This window comes from [Phormidium] sp. LEGE 05292, from assembly GCF_015207735.1.
Taxonomy (GTDB): Bacteria; Cyanobacteriota; Cyanobacteriia; order Cyanobacteriales; family Aerosakkonemataceae; genus Floridanema.
On the sequence record NZ_JADEWG010000027.1, the window covers coordinates 18,046 to 35,558 of the forward strand.

Genomic DNA, 17,513 nt, shown 5'->3' on the forward strand with positions numbered 1-17,513 from the left:
AGAACAAAATAAACAACCGATAATCTGTGAGTCTTTGGGAAAATATATTGGCGCGATCGCGCTACGCATTGCGAAAGCGATCGCTTTTCTCCCGCAAAAAGCCTCTACAAAAGGTTATGCCGATGTAGCAACTTTGTCGTTGATGTAGTCCACCGCTTCTTGCACTGTCAGAATCTTTTCTGCGGCTTCGTCGGGAATTTCAATATCAAACTCTTCTTCTAATGCCATAACTAATTCCACTGTATCCAGGGAATCTGCTCCTAAATCATTAGCAAAGTTTGATTGTGGGTTTATTGTGTCGGCTTCAACGCTTAATTGCTCTGCGACAATTTTTTTTACTTTCTCGAAAATTTCCGTTTGGCTCATAGCTCTTCCTTATCGCGGTTGCTAGAACTGTCTTTCCAATCAAGATTGTTCTAAGCATTTTTTAATCTTATCTGATATGGTGATCCCTCTATCATGTCAATTAGCCAATTTTCTGAGTGACACCCAAAATATTTTGGTGTGCTCAATCTTTATCTTGGCTGAGGCTGACAGGGGGACATAGGGATACGGGGACGCGGAGAAATTTTTAGATTGAGATAGCAGTAATGAAAATTTTCATGTTTAGCAAACTCCTGTAACTTCTCAAAACCCCTCAAAGCGCCATCATTAGGATAGGAACTACTATCCAGTTCTTACTTATTTCACCAAGAATACTTGACAAATGACTCTTAAATATGCTTACTTCCCTGGTTGTGTTGCTCAAGGTGCTTGCCGGGAATTATACCAATCAACAGCGGCTCTAACTAAAGCTTTAGGCATTGAATTAGTTGAGCTAAAAAAAGCCTCTTGCTGTGGTTCGGGTACTTTTAAAGAAGAATCTCGCTTATTGGAAGATACTGTCAATGCCCGGAATATTGCTTTAGCAGAGCAGTTAAACTTACCTTTGCTCACCCATTGCAGCACTTGCCAAGGTGTAATCGGTCATGTGGATGAGCGATTAAAAGAAGCCCAACAAAATAATCCAGCTTACATCGAAGAAATTAACGGCCTTTTGCAAAAAGAAGGTTGTTCACCTTATCACGGTAATACAACGGTTAAACATCTTCTTTGGGCATTAGTCGGAGATTTTGGATTAGAAGAACTGCAAAAGCGAGTGGTTCTAAAATTGAGCAATCTTAAGTGCGCTGCTTTTTATGGATGCTACCTACTCAGGGCGCAAAAGTCTATCCCTTTTGACGATCCTTACCAGCCGGAATCAATGGAAAATGTATTTCGGGCTTTAGGGGCAACTCCTGTTTATTACCGGGGTAGAACTCAATGTTGTGGTTGGCCTCTTTCTAGTTATGCTACTACCGAATCTTTTCAAATGGCTGGTAAACAAATTCAAGATGCCATTGCCTCTGGTGCAGATTGTTTGGTAACTCCTTGTCCTTTGTGTCACTTAAATTTGGATTCCCGTCAACCAGAAGTGGAAAAGGTAATTGAACAAAAGTTAGGTTTGCCAGTACTACATTTGCCGCAGTTGGTTGCTTTAGCTTTGGGTGTGGAACCGAAAGAATTGGGTTTAGATAGACATATTGTTTCTACTCGTCCCATATTGGAAAAGTTAGGCTGGTAAAACTTTGGGTTTGTAGTAGCGACTTTAGTCGTACATTACGAATAAAAGGACTTCAGTCCTCACAATGAACCAAGTTTACTGCTAACGGATGGATGTTAGTTTGCTCAAGTCAAAAATATAGAATAAACCCTGAGTATTTGAGCAATTAATTGCAAATAATCAGGGTTTAAAAGTAGAGTTATGAATTTACTTCTAATGTTTCACTAGCTGAAATTATGATCCGGAAATTTGAGGTTGTTCGGTGGTCAGATTGACTTTGAAAACCTTGCGGCGTAGTTCTTCAGCTTTGGGTAGAGTTAGAGTCAAAATACCATTCTTAAACTCAGCTTTGACTTGTTCGTTTTCTACGGGAACTGGAAGTTGTACTATGCGTTGAAACTTACCATAACGGAGTTCAGAATGATATAAACCTTTGTCTTCTGCCCGTTTTTCAGAGTGATGTTCACCGGAAATAGATATGGCTTCTCTCGTAACTTCTATGTTCAAATCTTTGGCTTCTACACCGGGAATTTCTGCTCGTAAGATTAGCTGATTTTCTTCATCTTTGAGTTCGATCGCTGGTGTCCAATTGGTATTTCCGGGTTGGTTATTAATTTCCAGAAGTTCATCAAACATCCGATCCATTTGACGACGGAGAGATTCCATTTCAGAGAATGGTTGCCAACGTACTAATCTCATAGATAACGCTCCTTTTGTCAACTCCTAGAGAAATTGCGTTAAATATTTTTTAAATTGAGGTTAAAGAGCTAGGTTCAACTTTTGTGGTTGATATTCTAGGCATCTCTAACTTACAAATATATAGTCGCTCAAGTCGGGGAAATTGTCAGGTCGGGAAACCCTACCAAGTTAGTACCTTTTTCCGATAATGTGGGTTATTTTTCACTATTATGACGTTGGATTTGTTTAAAGAATTGATACATTTCTGGTAAGCGACTGTAGATAGCAGAAGCTTTAAGAAAAATTTTGTGAGAAACAGCTGGAACACCGGAAACAATTGCCCCAGGTTCTACATCGTTATGAATGCCTGATTTAGCAGTTGCGATCGCCCCATTCCCGATCTGGGCTTGATTAGCAACTCCTACTTGTCCAGCTAATAAAACGTTATTGCCAACTTTTACTCCTCCAGCTAATCCTACTTGTGCTGCTAAAGCGCAATTAGAACCTATTTGGCAACCATGACCAATTTGTACTAAGTTGTCAATTTTTGTATTTTGGGCAATGCGAGTTTCTCCCACAGCTGGACGATCGATCGTACTATTACAGCCAACTTCTACTCCATCTTCTAATACAGTGCAGCCAGATTGTTCCATTTTGAACCAGCCAGATTTAGTGGGGACAAAACCGAACCCTTCAGCACCTATTACTGCGCCACTATGAATTACACAATTTGCGCCGATTATAGTACGTTCATGAATCGTACAATTGGCGTGTAAAACTGTGCGCTCGCCAATTTCTGTCCGAGGATAAATCACTACATTGGGATGAATACAAACTTCATTACCAAGTTTTACACCAGCTTGAATTACCACATTTGGGCCAACATAAATATCTCTACCAATCTGCACTGAGGGATGAATTACCGCTGAAGGATGAATCCCGACATCAGGACGAAAAGGTTTGTAAAATAAGGCGATCGCTTTAGCAAATAATAATCTAGGTTCAGGATCGGCTAGCCAAGCAATTCCTCTTTCTATTGCTTGTTCCTGTAACTGTACATCTGGTGGCAAAATTACGGCGCTAGCGGTAGTTTTGTTTACCATTGCCGTAAACTTTCCCCCTTCTATATAACTCAAAGTTCCTGTAGGTGCTTCATCAATTGGGGCTAGACCAGTAATTTCTGGATCGAGTTCGACATTTGATGTCAAGCTATGGAAAGGGACATCTAGTTTTTGGACAATTTCGCTGAATTTCATGGTCTTTCAATGTTGATTGAACCGCTTCCGGCGTAGAGAACACAGAGAAATAGGAAAGGTGAAAGGCAATAATTCCTAACTTCCCATTGCTTGACCAGCTAACCAAGCGGTTGTCCATGCACTCTGAAAATTAAATCCGCCAGTTACTCCATCAATATCTAGAATTTCCCCGGCAAAGTAAAGCCCCGGACAACACTTACTTTCCATAGTCTTAAAATTTACTTCTTTTAAGTTCACGCCGCCGCAAGTAACAAATTCTTCCTTGAAAACTCCTTTCCCTCTAATCTGATATTGACCTTGAGTAATTTCCAGCATTAATTCATTGAGGGTTTTATTGGAAAGTCCCGCCCATCGGTCTTCAACGGAAATATCCACACGGGCAATTAAATATTCCCACAACCTTCTGGGGAGGAGAAGGGGACAAGTGGTGCAAATTTGCCTTTGTGGTAATTGGGATCTGACTGCTAACAATTGTTTGCGTAAAAATTCGGGGTTGGAATCAGGAAGCCAATTAATTAGTAAAGTCGCTTGGTAGTGATTTTCGTGTAAAATTCGCGCACCCCAAGCCGAAAGTTTTAAAATTGCTGGGCCACTTAAACCCCAGTGAGTAATTAAAATTGCGCCCGGTTGTTCAAATTGGGTTTTGCCTGCTATTTGTAAGCGCAATTTGACTTTTTCGACACTGACTCCGGCTAATTCTGTTAATTGTCGATCGGGAATATTAAAGGTAAATAAAGATGGTACTGGTGGTGCGATTTGATGACCTAATGCTTTGGCAATTTGGTAGCCTGTGGGGTTGCTACCGGAAGCTAGGAGAAGACGATCGCAAATAATCACCTCACCACCTTTCAACCCCACTTCAAATTTGCCTAATTCTCCAGAAGTTTGCTCAACGGAGGAGACTTTAACCTTTGTCCGCAGTTCTATTCCTAAAGTTTTTGCTGTTTTGAGTAAGCAGTTTGCGATCGTTGCTGAATCATCAGTTACCGGAAACATTCTTCCATCTGACTCAGTTTTGAGTTCCACACCTTGCGCCGCTAACCAAGCAACCATATCCCTTGGCTGAAATCGACTGAAAGCGCCCCGTAAAGCTTTGCCGCCTCTAGGATAATACTGCACTAATTCGGCAGGTTCAAAGCAAGCATGAGTCACGTTACATCTTCCCCCACCAGAAATCCGCACTTTTGTCAAGGGTTCATGACTTGCTTCTAAAATAGTAATTTCTGAATCAGGATGAGTTTGGGCGCAGGCGATCGCACCGAAAAATCCTGCCGCCCCACCACCGATAACTACAATTTTTATTGGTTTTACACTCAAGTTAATCAACTACTCATCGTAGGGTTCAAAGTCTTCTTTTCCTGCGCCACAAACAGGGCAAACCCAATCTTCAGGGATATCTGCAAAGGCTGTACCTGGATCTATACCTCCATCTGGGTCGCCTTGTTCTGGATCGTAGATATAACCGCAGACAGTACATATATATTTTTCCATGTTTGCTTTTCCCTAACGAGGTTTTACCAGACTGTTTCTTGTAAATAGCTAAGTATGCCTGTAATTACACAAAACAGAATTAATACCCAAATTATGCCACCTGGAAGAAAACTGAGGATACCCAAGCCTCTGAGTATCCAAACAACTAAGGTTATGCCGAGAATCAAGCTAAAAATCGAGATAAATCTCCAATTCCCAGGATTCGGTGTTCTAGTCACGATGTTTTTTCCCAAATTCGTATTCATTATGCCACAGTGATTTCTCAACTGTACTTATTGCTCTGTTTGTTTGTTACACTGCTGGATGCCTGAGTATGGGGATAAATACATAGAGAAAGGAGAAAAATCTTGGTGTTCTCCAAGTTTTCCCAGAGAAATATTTTAGATTTAAACTACTGAATTTGACGATAAATTGAGTAATTTACCCATATCATTAATCTTGAAGTCAAAAATTTTGCAAATCTTTATTCTAACTTTGCAGTTTCTTCAACTGATATGGGTATTTTGGTAAATAGGCGGGGAAGAACACCTAAACTTTTAGGGAACTTCTAGCCCTGGACTGTATTCCCTATTAGTAATTAAGTTGCTTAAGCGATTATGACTACACTTTGTATATCTGAACCTACTGTGAGTGTAAAAAACGTGGTGTGGAATCAACAACAACAGAAAGCTTTACTGTCTGGGGAAGTTTTGCTGGAAACTAGAAATCACTCAGCTTGGGGTGGTGCTTGTACAGCTTCGATATACTTGCCTTGTCAGCGATCGCACGCTTGGCAACAATTAACTGATTATCCCCGTTGGGTACATTACTTCCCTGACTTAATCCGCAGCGAAGTCATCCATAGAGGAGATAGTCTCAAAAACAAGCGTCTGTATCAAATTGCCCGCAAAGCTTTTTTAATGTTTTCTGCGGAAGTAGAAATCTACCTAAAAGTAATAGAAGTGGTACACCAGCAAATTCAATTCCGTATGGAAAAAGGCAGTTTTAATGACTTTACTGCTGATTTAAAACTACAAGATTGGAGTAATGGTACTTTGCTGACCTATACTGTACAAGCAACCCCTACTATTCCTGTACCTTCACTTTTTATTCAGCAAGCTATGCTCTTAGATTTACCAGCTAATATGCGAAAAATGCGTCAAGTTATTTGTTCTGCTACTTAAAACTGGTTCTAACTGTTCTCTCCTCACACTAATTCCGTTTATTTAAACTTAAAAATGAAAATACGGAAGAGTTAAACCAATAACTCTTCCGTAAAAATGTTTATTTTAATTTCCTTATGAACTTGAAGCAGTTAGTTCTGCTAAACGTTGCTGTTGATCTTGAGAAATACAAGCTTGAATTGCGTCTTCAATATCACCTTCCAAAAAGCTGTTAAGAGAAAAGTTTTGGTTCAGGCGATGATCTGTCACCCGATTATCTTTGTAATTGTAGGTACGAATTTTTTCGGAACGGGAACCAGTACCGACTTGTTTTAAGCGCATCGATCGCTCTTCTTCTTGTTGTTCCCGCAACTTCATTTCATAAAGCCGAGCCCGCAAAATTTGCATCGCCCGTTCTTTGTTTTGTAGCTGGCTACGTTCTTGAGTACAGAAAATCCGAATTCCTGTAGGTTTGTGGAACAAGTCAACCGCCGTTTCCACCTTGTTCACGTTTTGTCCACCAGCACCACCAGACCTCGCTGTAGAAAGTTCAATATCCTTCGGATCGATATGTACTTCTACATCATCCACTTCTGGCATTACCGCAACAGTAGCTGTAGAAGTGTGAACCCTCCCACCAGCTTCGGTTACAGGTACTCTTTGGACTCGGTGAACTCCAGCTTCAAATTTCAGCTTGCTGTAAACTTGTTCGCCCTGAATTTCTAAAACGGCTTCTTTAAAACCGCCCATTTCTGCTAGGGACTCACTGAGCATTTTTACTTGCCAGCCTTGACCTTCCGCGTAGCGCGAATACATCCGCAACAAGTCACCAGCCCAAATACTAGCTTCATCGCCACCTGTTCCCGCCCGAATTTCTAACATAATGTTTTTCTCATCGTTAGGATCGCGGGGAAGAAGTAGGATCGTTAGCCTGGTTTCTAGTTGTTCAATTTTCTCTTCTAGTTCTTTTACTTCCAATGCAGCGATTTCTTGTAATTCTGGATCGCCGTTGGCTTCTTTAAGAACTTGTTTAGCACCGACTAACTCTTCTTGAGCAGTTTTCCAATCCTCATAAGTGTTCACGACTTCTTCCAAAGAAGAACGTGCTTTAGCCACTTTTTGATATTCTCTAGGATCGCTCGCTACATCGGGATCTGCCAGTCGTCGGTTTAGTTCGTTGAAAGTTTGTTCAACAGAGTTAAGTTTATCGAGCAGGTAAGATTCAGCCATAGTCAGTTGCCAGTTGTTGTCAGTTGTTAGTGAATTAAAGGTTTAAAGGTAGGTTGTCAGTAGAAGAGACTACAAACAACGGACTACCGACAATATGACTATCCTGCTACTTTTTCTTTTTGCCGCCTGTTTGTGCTTGTCCTTGGTCGCCTTCCAACATTCCATATTTACGGAGGAAGCGTTCGACTCGTCCTTCAGTGTCGATAATCTTTTGTGTACCAGTGTAGTAAGGATGGTTCCCTGACCATACATCAACGTGGAGTTCTGGTTTAGTAGAACCAACGGTCATGACTACTTGACCGTTACAGTAAACTTTAGCTTCTGGATACCAAGTAGGGTGAATATCAGGTTTTGCCATTTTGCTTTTTCCTCAAGATTTTGTGCTCAAGTGGTTTTTGTTATTTGTCATTTGTCATTTGTCATTTGTCATTTGTTTGTTTATTCACCAATGACGAATGACCAATGACCAATAACTATTTTAACGTTTGGAGTACTGAGGTGCTTTGCGAGCTTTGTGTAAGCCGTATTTCTTCCGTTCTTTAGCTCTGGGGTCGCGGGTGAGATACCCTTCGGTTTTTAAGGGTTTACGGTTGTCTGGGTCTAGTTGACAGAGGGCTCTAGCTACGCCTAAACGGATAGCATCAGCTTGTCCTGCTACGCCGCCACCTTCAGCTTTAACGATGACATCGTAATCGTTTTCTAGTCCCAAGGTTTCTAGGGGTGCTTTGGCGACAATCAGGAAAGCTGGGTTGAATTGGAGATATAAGTCTCCTGGTTTGCCGTTGATGGTCATTTGACCGCTACCAGGTACTAGACGGACTCTGGCGATCGCAGATTTGCGCCGACCCGTTCCCCAGTACATAACGCGATCGGTACTAACGGGGCGATCGCTTTGTTCTACTGCCTGCATTATCCTTCTCCTCCGGGAATGGTATTGATTTTAACTTCTTGGGGTTTTTGGGCTTGGTGGGGATGCTCAGAGCCTTTATAAACTTTTAGCTTGGTAAATAAGCTTCTACCTAACGAGTTTTTCGGCAACATTCCCTTTACAGCTTGTTCGATAATTCTCTCAGGAATACGTTGTTGTAATTGGGCAAAAGATTCGGTTTTCATACCACCTGGTCTACCAGAGTGGCGGTGGTAAGTTTTTTGGCTACGTTTTTTGCCTGTTACTTGAACTTTTTCAGCGTTAACTACAATTACAAAGCCACCTGTATCTAGGTGTGGTGTATATTGTGGAAGGTTTTTGCCTCTAAGAATTACAGCTATTTCGCTGGCTAGTCTTCCCAAACGTTGGTCAGCAGCATCAATCAGATACCACTTGCGATCGGCATTTTGTGGGGGTAAGTAGGTTTTGTTCATCTTTGCTTATGATTGACCTCTAAAATTGAAATGTTGGTTGCCAGAACATAAATTTAGGTTGGTTATCAAACCAAACTTCTGGGGGAAAGGGAAATTCGGGATAACCAACGCGCAACAAACACAGTCCCTTAGCGGGTGCTGAGTATTTCACTTCTTCACGACGTTGGTTGACCCAAAGTTGGGTAAATTCTTCTGGCGATCGCTCACCTTTACCCACCTGTACCAATAATCCCACCAGTAATCGCACCATCCCATATAGAAATCCATTTGCCTGAATTTCTATATGGATGAATGAGCCTTGGCGATCCGTGCTACTGCACACGCTGGCGCGAGCGCATTTTGCTTCTTGAACTTCTACCCAAGAGTGAGCGCGACCGGAGTTAGAACGATGGAAAGCTGTCAAATCGTGCTTTCCAATCAAGGGATCGAGAGCGGCTTGCATCTGGGTTGCGTCTAGTGGCGCATAATAATAATGCCAAGCCAAGGGTCGTACAAACAAGTTTGGTTGGCTGTCTGTATATATGGTGTACCGATAACGTCGCCAACTAGCTGAAAAGCGAGCGTGCCATCTAGAATTTACCTCAGCAGAGGCCAGTACTAATATATCTTTAGGCAGTTGTGTATTGAGAACTTTTGCCCATTTTTCAGGAGGAATGGAACCTGTAGTTTCAAAGTGAGCTACTTGAGCAGCTGCATGGACACCTGCATCGGTTCTTCCGGCACCATGAAGGGTGACTGATCGATGTTCGATCGACAAGAGTACTTTTTCGATCTCTTCTTGTACCGTGCGCTGTCCAACTTGTCTTTGCCAACCGTGAAAATGAGTGCCCAGGTATTGAATCACCAAGGCAACTCGCCGTGATGATTTTAGATTTTTGCTTGCCGATTCTGGATTGGTCATAGTAAATCTAAAATCTCAAATCGGCTCACACTAGCTCAATAATTGCCATTTCTGCGTTGTCGCCACGACGGTTTATGGTTCGCAGGATGCGAGTATAGCCACCTTGACGATTACTGTAGCGTTCTCCGACTTGTTCAAATAAAGCGTGAACTAATTGTTTGTCGTAAAGGTAGCCCATTGCTTGACGACGGGCAGATAGGGAACCATCTTTGGCTAAAGTGATGATCCGATCGGCTTCCGATCGGATGGCTTTAGCTCTAGTAACGGTAGTTTCAATCCGACCATGACGTAACAATTGGGTTGTCAGTGCTCTTAAGAGCGCTTTTCGCTGGTCAGCTGGCTTACTTAGTTGTGGGATACGACGACCGTGACGCATAACATTTCCTTGTCTATCTTGAAAAAGTTTTGAGTTTTGAGTTTTGAATTTTGAGTTTTGAATTAAATTAATAACTTAAAACTCATAACTCATAACTTAAAACTATTTATTAAGCGTTGGGTTTGGCAGATTTCTCTTTAGGCAAAGTGATCCCTAAGCGTTTTTGTAAAGCTTCGATCACTTCTTCGGCTGATTTCTGACCAAAGTTTTTGATTTCCAGTAAGTCTTCCTGGGTGTAATCCAGTAGGTCTGCTACTGAGTTAATTTGTGCCCGTTTTAAACAGTTATATGCCCGAACTGAGAGGTGCAATTCTTCGATCGGAATTTGGCTGGTCGGGTCTTGTTCGTCTGATGGTTCTGGTCCGATCGCATGAGTACTAATATCAGTTAGCGGTTGGAATAAATCCACCAACAGATTCGCCGCTTGCGACAGTGCCTCTTGGGGACTAATGCTGCCATTAGTCCAAATTTCCATCAATAGACGGTCTTTTTCTTGGGAACCATCAGCACGCACTTCTTCAACGCTGTAGTTTACCTTACGAACTGGCATAAATACTGCGTCGATTTGGAGGAAATCCAAAGCGGCGGATTCGTCATGTCCCCGGTCTACGGAACGATAACCCTTTCCGGTTTCCATCCGAAACTCGATTTCTAATTTGGCTCCTGGTGCCAGTGTTGCGACATATTGACTGGGGTCTACTACCTCCACATCAGAAGGTAAGTCAAATTGCGATGCAATCACTGTTCCGGGGCCTGTGGCCACTAAGCGACCTATTTGGGGCTGGGAGACATGACTTTTGAAGACTATTTCTTTCATGTTTAATAGAATCTCCAGCACGTCTTCCCGCACTCCTGGAATTGTGGCAAACTCATGATTAACTCCGGCGATCCGGACGGCGGTGACGGCTGTTCCTGGTAAATTGGACAGTAGTACGCGCCTTAATGCGTTGCCAACAGTGGTTCCTTGACCTCTTTCCAGTGGCTCTAGGACAAATTTGCTGTATTGACCCCGATTTTTCTCAATGTTAGACTCGACACATTCAATGTGAAACTGCGCCACTTCGTCTCCCCCGTTCTTCCTAGATCCGTTGGCAGGCGGCTATTGCTGCCTACCCTTATTTACTTTTAGCTGAATGTCCAGATGCTTACCCAGCAAAATACTCACCCTTGTTAATGGTGAGAAGACCTGTATTCCTCTGCACACACTCTTTGAAAACAGTCCCTTGTCTCCTTGTCTACACGCGGCGACGCTTTGGTGGGCGACAGCCGTTGTGAGGAATGGGAGTAATATCTCGAATCAGGGTAATTTCTAATCCAGCGCCTTGAAGTGCTCTAATCGCGGTTTCCCGACCTGCGCCAGGTCCACTAACCATAACTTCGATTTGCCGCATTCCTTGATCGATCGCCCGTCTCGCCGCACCTTCAGCAGCTGTTTGAGCAGCAAAAGGAGTGCCCTTTTTCGCCCCCTTAAATCCGCTTGAACCTGCGGAAGCCCAAGAGATTACATCTCCATTCTGATCGCTGATGGTGACGATCGTATTGTTAAAAGTTGACTGAATGTAAGCTATACCATTAGGTACGTTACGCTTTTGCTTTTTCGTACCTGGTTTTCTTGTTGTTTGTCGCGCCATATCGCTCTATCGCTGGGTTTTAACTTAACTTGTTGCTTGTAATATTCTGGGATTCTGTATAGGGTGATACTACCCAAATTCTTACTTCTTAGCTGGTGCTTTCTTCTTACCAGCCACAGTTAAACGTCTACCGCGACGAGTACGAGCGTTAGTACGGGTTCTTTGTCCCCGAACTGGCAAGCCGCTACGATGACGACGACCGCGATAACTAGCAATATCAATCAGGCGCTTGATATTCATTGCTTCCCAGCGCCTGAGATCTCCTTCTACTTGATAGTTGCTTTCTACTGTGGCTCTCAGTGCTGCCACTTCAGCATCACTAAGGTCTTTCACACGAGTGTCGGGATTAATCTGGGTCTCAGCGAGAATTTCTTGAGACCTAGTTAATCCGATTCCATAAATGTAGGTCAGACCGATTTCTACCCGCTTATCACGCGGAAGGTCTACCCCGGCAATCCTAGCCACGCTTTCTTCCCCCTAATCTTTTGATGGTTGCTACAAAAGTTTTCTCGAACTAAAATGCTCTTAAATAGAGTCTGCTTTAGATTAACCTTGGCGTTGTTTGTGCTTCGGGTTGGAGCAGATCACCATAACTCTACCGCGTCTACGGATAACGCGGCATTTTTCACAAATTTTGCGAACTGATGCTCGAACTTTCATGCCTTTTTTGGGCTGGACTACAAACTAAATATTATATCATTTCCTATTTTATTTGTCAGTCAATTAACGTCTAATTAGAGTTAACTAATTACTAATCAGAAGCTAAATCAATCTATTCTTACTTTTTACGTAAGCGATATGTAATCCGACCTTTTGTTAAGTCGTAGGGAGTTAGCTCTACTTTGACGCGATCGCCTGGTAAGATTTTGATGTAATTACGGCGAATCTTCCCGGAAATATGGGCTAAAACATTAAACCCATTATCCAGGTCTACCCTGAACATGGCATTAGGTAATGATTCAGTTACGGTTCCTTCCATCTCAATTAAGTCTTGTTTAGACAATTGTTTTTTTCCTCAACTCGACAATTTATTATGATTGAAACTGCTGCCAGATTATTTTTCCAGAGCGATAGAGTCAGAACCCTAGCACATTTTAACATAACTTATCAAATTTCCTGGTCAATCCTCACCTGATGATACCAGGGATTTATTTTTGAATGGGTTGGTTAAGAACCCATTCAATTTATTAGGAAAAAATCATGGCTTTTAGCAATTCAAATCGACAGCTTTTTGCAAATCTTCTGTAACTTCTGCCATTGATTGATTACCTTGAACAGAGACAAGTAGCTGACGCTGGATATAGTAATCAATTAAGGGTGCTGTTTGTTGGCGATAAACCTGTAAGCGATGACGAATGATTTCTTCGGTATCATCTGGTCTACCACGTTTCAACAACCGCTCAACGATGATCTCATCTGGGACTTCTAGATCGATCACACGATCGCATTTTTGCTCTAATTTCTCCAGCAATTCATCCAAAAACTTTGCTTGAGACAGATTGCGAGGAAAACCGTCTAAAATCCAACCAGACTGGGTATCAGACTCAGACAACCTCTGGCCTACCATATCCAAAATAAGTTCATCTGGTACAAGTTCGCCCTTTTCCTGATATGACTTAGCTTGAGTACCCAAAGGAGTACCTAGAGCTACCTCATTGCGTAAAATTTCCCCTGTGGAAATATGGGGAACACTACATAACTCAGCCAGCTTATATGCTTGAGTTCCCTTACCAGCGCCCGGTGGTCCGAGAAAAATGAATCGCTTTACACTCACTATTCTTTCACCATTCCTTCATATCGCTGAGAAATCACATAAGTCTGGATTTGTTTCGAGGTATCTATCGCCACACCAACCAGAATCAACAGAGAAGTTGCTCCCAACCCTCTAAAAGTTCCCACAGTAGCGCTTTCCACTGCTGTAGGTACAATTGCCACCACACCCAAGAAAACCGCACCCAAAAAAGTCAAGCGATTGAGTACTCTTTCCACATATTCGCTAGTAGCTTTACCAGGGCGAATACCCGGAATACTAGAACCCATTTTCTTAAGGTTTTGTGCCAAATCTACTGGGTTAACAATCAACGAAGAGTAGAAATAGCTAAAGAAAAGAATCAATACCAAATAAGTAATCACATAAACTGGACTACTAGGATTGAGATAAGTCGCTGCTATTCTATTTAAAGTTTCATTTTGGACAAAGTTTCCCAAAGAAGCAGGTAAAAATAGTACAGCAGAGGCAAAGATAATTGGCATTACTCCGCCTTGATTCAAGCGCAAAGGCAAGTAACTGCTTTTTTCTAAATACAATTTGCGTCCTACTTGGCGGCGTGCAGAAATAATGGGAATCCGGCGACTACCTTCTTGGACAAAAACAATCCCGACAATCATCACCAAAAATACAACCAAGAGAATAATTACCTTACCGATAATTTCTCTACCACCTGTCTGAGCTAAATCAATAGTAGCGGCGAAAGACTTTGGTACAACTGCAACAATATTTAGAAAAATCAGCAAAGAAGCTCCATTACCAAGTCCACGCTCTGTAATCAGTTCGGAAACCCACATCACAAACATAGAGCCTGCGGTGAGAGCGATGACTGTTTTGGCATAGAACCAAACTCCGGCATTGCCTGCTTCTGCAAACGGGCTGACCCAAATAGAAATGCCGATACTTTGAATTACAGCCCATACTACAGCTACATAGCGTGTCCACTGGGAAATTTTCCTGCGACCTGCTTCCCCCTCATTTTTCTGGAGATTTTCTAAAGTAGGGAGGGCGGCGGTGAGTAGCTGCATAATAATCGAAGCATTAATGAAAGGCAGAATACCCAAAGCAAAAATGCCCAAAGCAACGATACCGCCTCCAGAGAAGAGATCCAACAATCCAACTAAGGGGCTGCCTTGCACTTGCGCTCTAAACGCTTCTCGATTAATTCCTGGTACTGGTAAGAAAACGCCCAATCTCACCAAAATTAACAGCCCTAGAGTGACGAGCAGCCTACCGCGAAGTCCAGCTGCTTGGGCCATTTGAGCGAATGTCTCCTGAGCCGTGGGAGCTTTTTCTCGACTGATCATAATTTCTGGTTTACCTCTTGGCGTTCACCTAGCGTGTGACGAGCATCGTAATCCTGGCAATAACTTTTAGGTTAACCTCTGGTTTTCTCTTCTACTTCACAAGTGCCGCCTGCGGCTTCTATTTTGCTGCGGGCTCCAGCTGTAAAAGCTGCGGCTTTAACTCGCAAAGGTGTGCTTAACTCTCCATCTCCCAAGAGTTTCAGTGGCCCATTGTTAGCTGTGACAATGCCAGCTGACATGAGCGAATCCAGGGTTACTTCAGTATTAGCTGGGAGGGATGCCAGTTTACTTACATTGATCGTAGTGTACTGGCGAGGATTAATTACCGTAAAGTGCTTTAACTTGGGTAAACGACGATACAGTGGTTGTTGTCCACCTTCAAATCCGGGTCTAGTGCTGCCACCAGAACGAGCTTTTTGACCGCGCATCCCTTTACCAGCGCTAGCACCTTGTCCAGCAGAAATACCCCGACCTAGACGGCGGCGGCGTTTTTTAGAGCCTTCTTTAGGCAGAGCGTCATTGAGTCTCATAGTCTTTTTTCCTTAGTTCTTTAGTCATTTGTCATTTGTCATTGGTCATTTGTTATTTGTCATTTGTCATTTGTGGAAATTTCATTTAAATACTTGAATTTCTTTCTCTTAATTCCAATGACTAATGACTAATGACCAATGACTATCCGAATATATTTTCTAGTGGAACTCCCCGGTCTTCGGCTACTTCGTTGAAGGTTCTCAGAGTTTCCAGGGCGTTAACGGTAGCTCTGGCATTATTCAGCGGGTTGCTGGAGCCTAGTTGTTTGGCAAGAATGTTGCGGACTCCGGCTAATTCCAATACTGTACGAACCGCGCCACCCGCGATTACACCTGTACCTGGGGCTGCTGGACGCATGAGAACTTTGGCTCCGCCTCCTTTGCCTTTAACTGGGTGAGGAATAGAACTGGACTTAGTGAGGGGAATATCAACTAAGTGTTTTTTGCCATCAGCAACGCCTTTTCTGACTGCGCCGATGACATCGCTGGCTTTGCCAACTCCGACTCCGACTTGACCACGTTCGTTGCCTACGACTACGATCGCACGGAAGCTAAGTTTTTTCCCACCTTTAACTACTTTGCTGACCCTACGGATTTGAATCACCCGTTCTTGCCAGGTGGTTTCTTTTTCCTTAGTACGGCTGCTTTTTTTACCGCGACCTTTCTCCGCCATAATTTTTTTCCTTGATTATTTGTCATTTGTCATTTGTCATTTGTCATTTGTCATTTGTCATTTGTGAGAAATTTCAAATACTTGAATTTCTATTGCTTAATTCCAATGACCAATGACTGATGACTAATGACAATTAAAAATCTAGTCCAGCTTCCCGGGCTGCTTCAGCCAGTGCTTTAATCCGACCATGATACAGATTACCGCCCCGATCGAAGACAACTTTTTGAATGCCTTTTTCTAGAGAACGTTGGGCGATTAATTTACCTACTTCGGTAGAAGCTGCACAGGTAGATTTGGAATCCAAGCTTTCTCTTAAGGATGGTTCCACTGTAGAAGCAGCAACTAAGGTGTGATGTTGAGTATCGTCGATGACTTGAGCATAAATATGCTCGTGGGAACGAAATACTGCCAACCGGGGACGTTCTGCTGTACCAAAAACCTTGCGGCGAATCCGGCGATGGCGATTTTCTTTTGATTCTCTGCGAGTGAGCTTCATTTCTTCCCTGCCTTACCAGCTTTACCTGCTTTGCGTCTTACTACTTCTCCGGCATAGCGAATGCCTTTGCCTTTGTAAACTTCTGGTGGGCGGACGGCACGAATTCTTGCTGCCAGATTACCCACTTGTTCTTTGTCGATGCCACTAACTGTGACGTTTACGTTGCCTTCCACTGCCATTTGGATGCCCGGTGGTGGTTCAATCTTTACTTCGTGGCTGTAGCCGACAACCAAAACTAAATTGCCTGCGTCTACTCTGGCCCGATAACCAACCCCTTGAATTTCTAAACGGCGCTGAAATCCATTGGAAACACCTTCTACCATGTTGGCGACTAAGGTGCGAGATAATCCGTGTAGCTGACGGAGAACACGGGATTCGTTTTCCCGAAGAACGTTTAAGGTTTCTCCCTCTTGTTGGACAATGATTCCTTGGGGCAAAACTCTAGATAATTCTCCTTTTGGCCCTTTGACGGCAATTTTTTGGTCTTCAATTGCCACTGTTACCTTATTAGGTAAATTAATAGGACGCTTTCCAATCCGAGACATGACAAATCTTTCCTCTGTTATTTATCACTTGCCATTTGTCATTTGTCATTTGTCATTTGTATAAGTTCTATATAACTAGTCGGGAAAGCCAATCTCAGTTAACTAATAACTAATGACCAATGACTAATGAAAATGACTACTACCAGACATAGCAAAGTACCTCTCCACCTACATTCTGGCGGCGGGCTTCTCGATCGGTCATAATTCCACTAGAAGTAGAAATGATCGCAATCCCAATTCCACCCAAAACTCTTGGTAAATCTTTACGATTCGAGTAAACTCGCAACCCTGGCTTACTAACTCTTTTGAGTGCAGTAATAATCGGTTGGCGATTTTTTCCCTTATATTTCAAAGAAATTACCAGATGTTTTTTTACGCCTTCGCCATCTTCAACAAACTCACCAATAAATCCTTCTTGTTGTAGAACTCTGGCTATTGAGCGAGTCATTCTTGTTGCGGGAACCATCGTTGTTTGATGCCGCGCTAAGTTTGCGTTGCGGATGCGCGTCAGCATATCTGCAATTGTGTCATTTACCGCCATCTTT

26 protein-coding genes are annotated in these 17,513 nt (G+C 42.8%); 2 read left to right on the forward strand and 24 right to left on the reverse strand.

Annotated features, from left to right (window positions below; genetic code table 11):
- Positions 1-114 precede the first annotated feature (114 nt).
- Positions 115-366, reverse strand: a complete 252-nt coding sequence (gene acpP / locus IQ264_RS10400; protein ID WP_193980708.1) for an acyl carrier protein — start codon at positions 364-366, stop codon at positions 115-117.
- 340 nt (positions 367-706) lie between these two features.
- Between acpP and IQ264_RS10405 the strand changes: the two genes are divergently transcribed.
- Complete coding sequence (locus IQ264_RS10405; RefSeq protein WP_193980709.1) at positions 707-1,603, forward strand: CoB--CoM heterodisulfide reductase iron-sulfur subunit B family protein; 897 nt, start codon at positions 707-709, stop codon at positions 1,601-1,603.
- A gap of 213 nt (positions 1,604-1,816) precedes the next feature.
- Here IQ264_RS10405 and IQ264_RS10410 read toward each other — a convergent pair whose 3' ends face one another.
- The 5 genes from IQ264_RS10410 to IQ264_RS10430 form a co-directional block, all read right to left on the reverse strand.
- Positions 1,817-2,281 (reverse strand): Hsp20/alpha crystallin family protein, encoded by a 465-nt coding sequence (locus IQ264_RS10410; protein ID WP_193980710.1) that lies wholly within the window; start codon positions 2,279-2,281, stop codon positions 1,817-1,819.
- 194 nt (positions 2,282-2,475) lie between these two features.
- The gene (lpxD, locus tag IQ264_RS10415; protein WP_193980711.1) at positions 2,476-3,516 is read right to left on the reverse strand and encodes a UDP-3-O-(3-hydroxymyristoyl)glucosamine N-acyltransferase; all 1,041 of its coding nucleotides are present in this window, start codon (positions 3,514-3,516) and stop codon (positions 2,476-2,478) included.
- A 75-nt stretch (positions 3,517-3,591) separates the two neighbouring features.
- A complete protein-coding gene (locus IQ264_RS10420) occupies positions 3,592-4,833 on the reverse strand; it encodes an NAD(P)/FAD-dependent oxidoreductase (RefSeq protein WP_193980712.1) in 1,242 nt (413 codons plus the stop codon).
- A gap of 9 nt (positions 4,834-4,842) precedes the next feature.
- A complete protein-coding gene (rd, locus tag IQ264_RS10425) occupies positions 4,843-5,007 on the reverse strand; it encodes a rubredoxin (RefSeq protein ID WP_193980713.1) in 165 nt (54 codons plus the stop codon).
- 23 nt (positions 5,008-5,030) lie between these two features.
- The gene (locus IQ264_RS10430; RefSeq protein ID WP_193980714.1) at positions 5,031-5,225 is read right to left on the reverse strand and encodes a hypothetical protein; all 195 of its coding nucleotides are present in this window, start codon (positions 5,223-5,225) and stop codon (positions 5,031-5,033) included.
- A gap of 378 nt (positions 5,226-5,603) precedes the next feature.
- Between IQ264_RS10430 and IQ264_RS10435 the strand changes: the two genes are divergently transcribed.
- Positions 5,604-6,170 carry an SRPBCC family protein gene (locus IQ264_RS10435; protein ID WP_193980715.1) on the forward strand — a complete coding sequence of 189 codons (567 nt, stop codon included), beginning with the start codon at positions 5,604-5,606 and terminating at the stop codon, positions 6,168-6,170.
- A gap of 114 nt (positions 6,171-6,284) precedes the next feature.
- Here the strand turns inward: IQ264_RS10435 and prfA are convergent, their stop codons facing one another.
- From prfA to rpsH, 18 genes are all read right to left on the reverse strand, one after another.
- Positions 6,285-7,379 (reverse strand): peptide chain release factor 1, encoded by a 1,095-nt coding sequence (gene prfA / locus IQ264_RS10440; RefSeq protein ID WP_193980716.1) that lies wholly within the window; start codon positions 7,377-7,379, stop codon positions 6,285-6,287.
- 106 nt (positions 7,380-7,485) lie between these two features.
- Positions 7,486-7,737: a 50S ribosomal protein L31 gene (rpmE, locus tag IQ264_RS10445; RefSeq protein WP_193980717.1), complete on the reverse strand. Its 252-nt coding sequence runs from the start codon at positions 7,735-7,737 to the stop codon at positions 7,486-7,488.
- A gap of 120 nt (positions 7,738-7,857) precedes the next feature.
- Positions 7,858-8,289 carry a 30S ribosomal protein S9 gene (rpsI, locus tag IQ264_RS10450; RefSeq protein WP_193980718.1) on the reverse strand — a complete coding sequence of 144 codons (432 nt, stop codon included), beginning with the start codon at positions 8,287-8,289 and terminating at the stop codon, positions 7,858-7,860.
- The gene (rplM, locus tag IQ264_RS10455; RefSeq protein WP_193980719.1) at positions 8,289-8,741 is read right to left on the reverse strand and encodes a 50S ribosomal protein L13; all 453 of its coding nucleotides are present in this window, start codon (positions 8,739-8,741) and stop codon (positions 8,289-8,291) included. Before rplM ends, rpsI begins: the two co-directional genes overlap by 1 nt.
- 19 nt (positions 8,742-8,760) lie before the next feature.
- Positions 8,761-9,642, reverse strand: coding sequence for a tRNA pseudouridine(38-40) synthase TruA (truA, locus tag IQ264_RS10460; RefSeq protein WP_193980720.1), 882 nt, complete (start codon positions 9,640-9,642; stop codon positions 8,761-8,763).
- Positions 9,643-9,667: 25 nt separating this feature from the next.
- Positions 9,668-10,018, reverse strand: a complete 351-nt coding sequence (gene rplQ, locus IQ264_RS10465; protein ID WP_193980721.1) for a 50S ribosomal protein L17 — start codon at positions 10,016-10,018, stop codon at positions 9,668-9,670.
- A gap of 109 nt (positions 10,019-10,127) precedes the next feature.
- Complete coding sequence (locus IQ264_RS10470) at positions 10,128-11,078, reverse strand: DNA-directed RNA polymerase subunit alpha (RefSeq protein WP_193980722.1); 951 nt, start codon at positions 11,076-11,078, stop codon at positions 10,128-10,130.
- Between the two features lie 175 nt (positions 11,079-11,253).
- Complete coding sequence (gene rpsK, locus IQ264_RS10475; protein WP_073593356.1) at positions 11,254-11,649, reverse strand: 30S ribosomal protein S11; 396 nt, start codon at positions 11,647-11,649, stop codon at positions 11,254-11,256.
- Between the two features lie 81 nt (positions 11,650-11,730).
- Complete coding sequence (rpsM, locus tag IQ264_RS10480; protein ID WP_193980723.1) at positions 11,731-12,114, reverse strand: 30S ribosomal protein S13; 384 nt, start codon at positions 12,112-12,114, stop codon at positions 11,731-11,733.
- 81 nt (positions 12,115-12,195) lie between these two features.
- Positions 12,196-12,309 carry a 50S ribosomal protein L36 gene (gene rpmJ / locus IQ264_RS10485; RefSeq protein WP_071782548.1) on the reverse strand — a complete coding sequence of 38 codons (114 nt, stop codon included), beginning with the start codon at positions 12,307-12,309 and terminating at the stop codon, positions 12,196-12,198.
- Between the two features lie 118 nt (positions 12,310-12,427).
- The gene (infA, locus tag IQ264_RS10490; RefSeq protein ID WP_006276978.1) at positions 12,428-12,652 is read right to left on the reverse strand and encodes a translation initiation factor IF-1; all 225 of its coding nucleotides are present in this window, start codon (positions 12,650-12,652) and stop codon (positions 12,428-12,430) included.
- A gap of 204 nt (positions 12,653-12,856) precedes the next feature.
- Positions 12,857-13,423, reverse strand: a complete 567-nt coding sequence (locus tag IQ264_RS10495) for an adenylate kinase (protein ID WP_322744653.1) — start codon at positions 13,421-13,423, stop codon at positions 12,857-12,859.
- Complete coding sequence (secY, locus tag IQ264_RS10500; protein WP_193980760.1) at positions 13,423-14,727, reverse strand: preprotein translocase subunit SecY; 1,305 nt, start codon at positions 14,725-14,727, stop codon at positions 13,423-13,425. Before secY ends, IQ264_RS10495 begins: the two co-directional genes overlap by 1 nt.
- A 68-nt stretch (positions 14,728-14,795) precedes the next feature.
- Positions 14,796-15,254, reverse strand: coding sequence for a 50S ribosomal protein L15 (rplO, locus tag IQ264_RS10505; protein ID WP_193980724.1), 459 nt, complete (start codon positions 15,252-15,254; stop codon positions 14,796-14,798).
- 142 nt (positions 15,255-15,396) lie between these two features.
- The gene (gene rpsE, locus IQ264_RS10510; protein ID WP_193980725.1) at positions 15,397-15,927 is read right to left on the reverse strand and encodes a 30S ribosomal protein S5; all 531 of its coding nucleotides are present in this window, start codon (positions 15,925-15,927) and stop codon (positions 15,397-15,399) included.
- A gap of 133 nt (positions 15,928-16,060) precedes the next feature.
- Positions 16,061-16,423 (reverse strand): 50S ribosomal protein L18, encoded by a 363-nt coding sequence (gene rplR / locus IQ264_RS10515; RefSeq protein ID WP_193980726.1) that lies wholly within the window; start codon positions 16,421-16,423, stop codon positions 16,061-16,063.
- On the reverse strand, positions 16,420-16,968 hold the full coding sequence (rplF, locus tag IQ264_RS10520) for a 50S ribosomal protein L6 (RefSeq protein WP_193980727.1): 549 nt from the start codon (positions 16,966-16,968) through the stop codon (positions 16,420-16,422). Before rplF ends, rplR begins: the two co-directional genes overlap by 4 nt.
- A 139-nt stretch (positions 16,969-17,107) precedes the next feature.
- Complete coding sequence (rpsH, locus tag IQ264_RS10525; protein ID WP_193980728.1) at positions 17,108-17,509, reverse strand: 30S ribosomal protein S8; 402 nt, start codon at positions 17,507-17,509, stop codon at positions 17,108-17,110.
- Positions 17,510-17,513 lie beyond the last annotated feature (4 nt).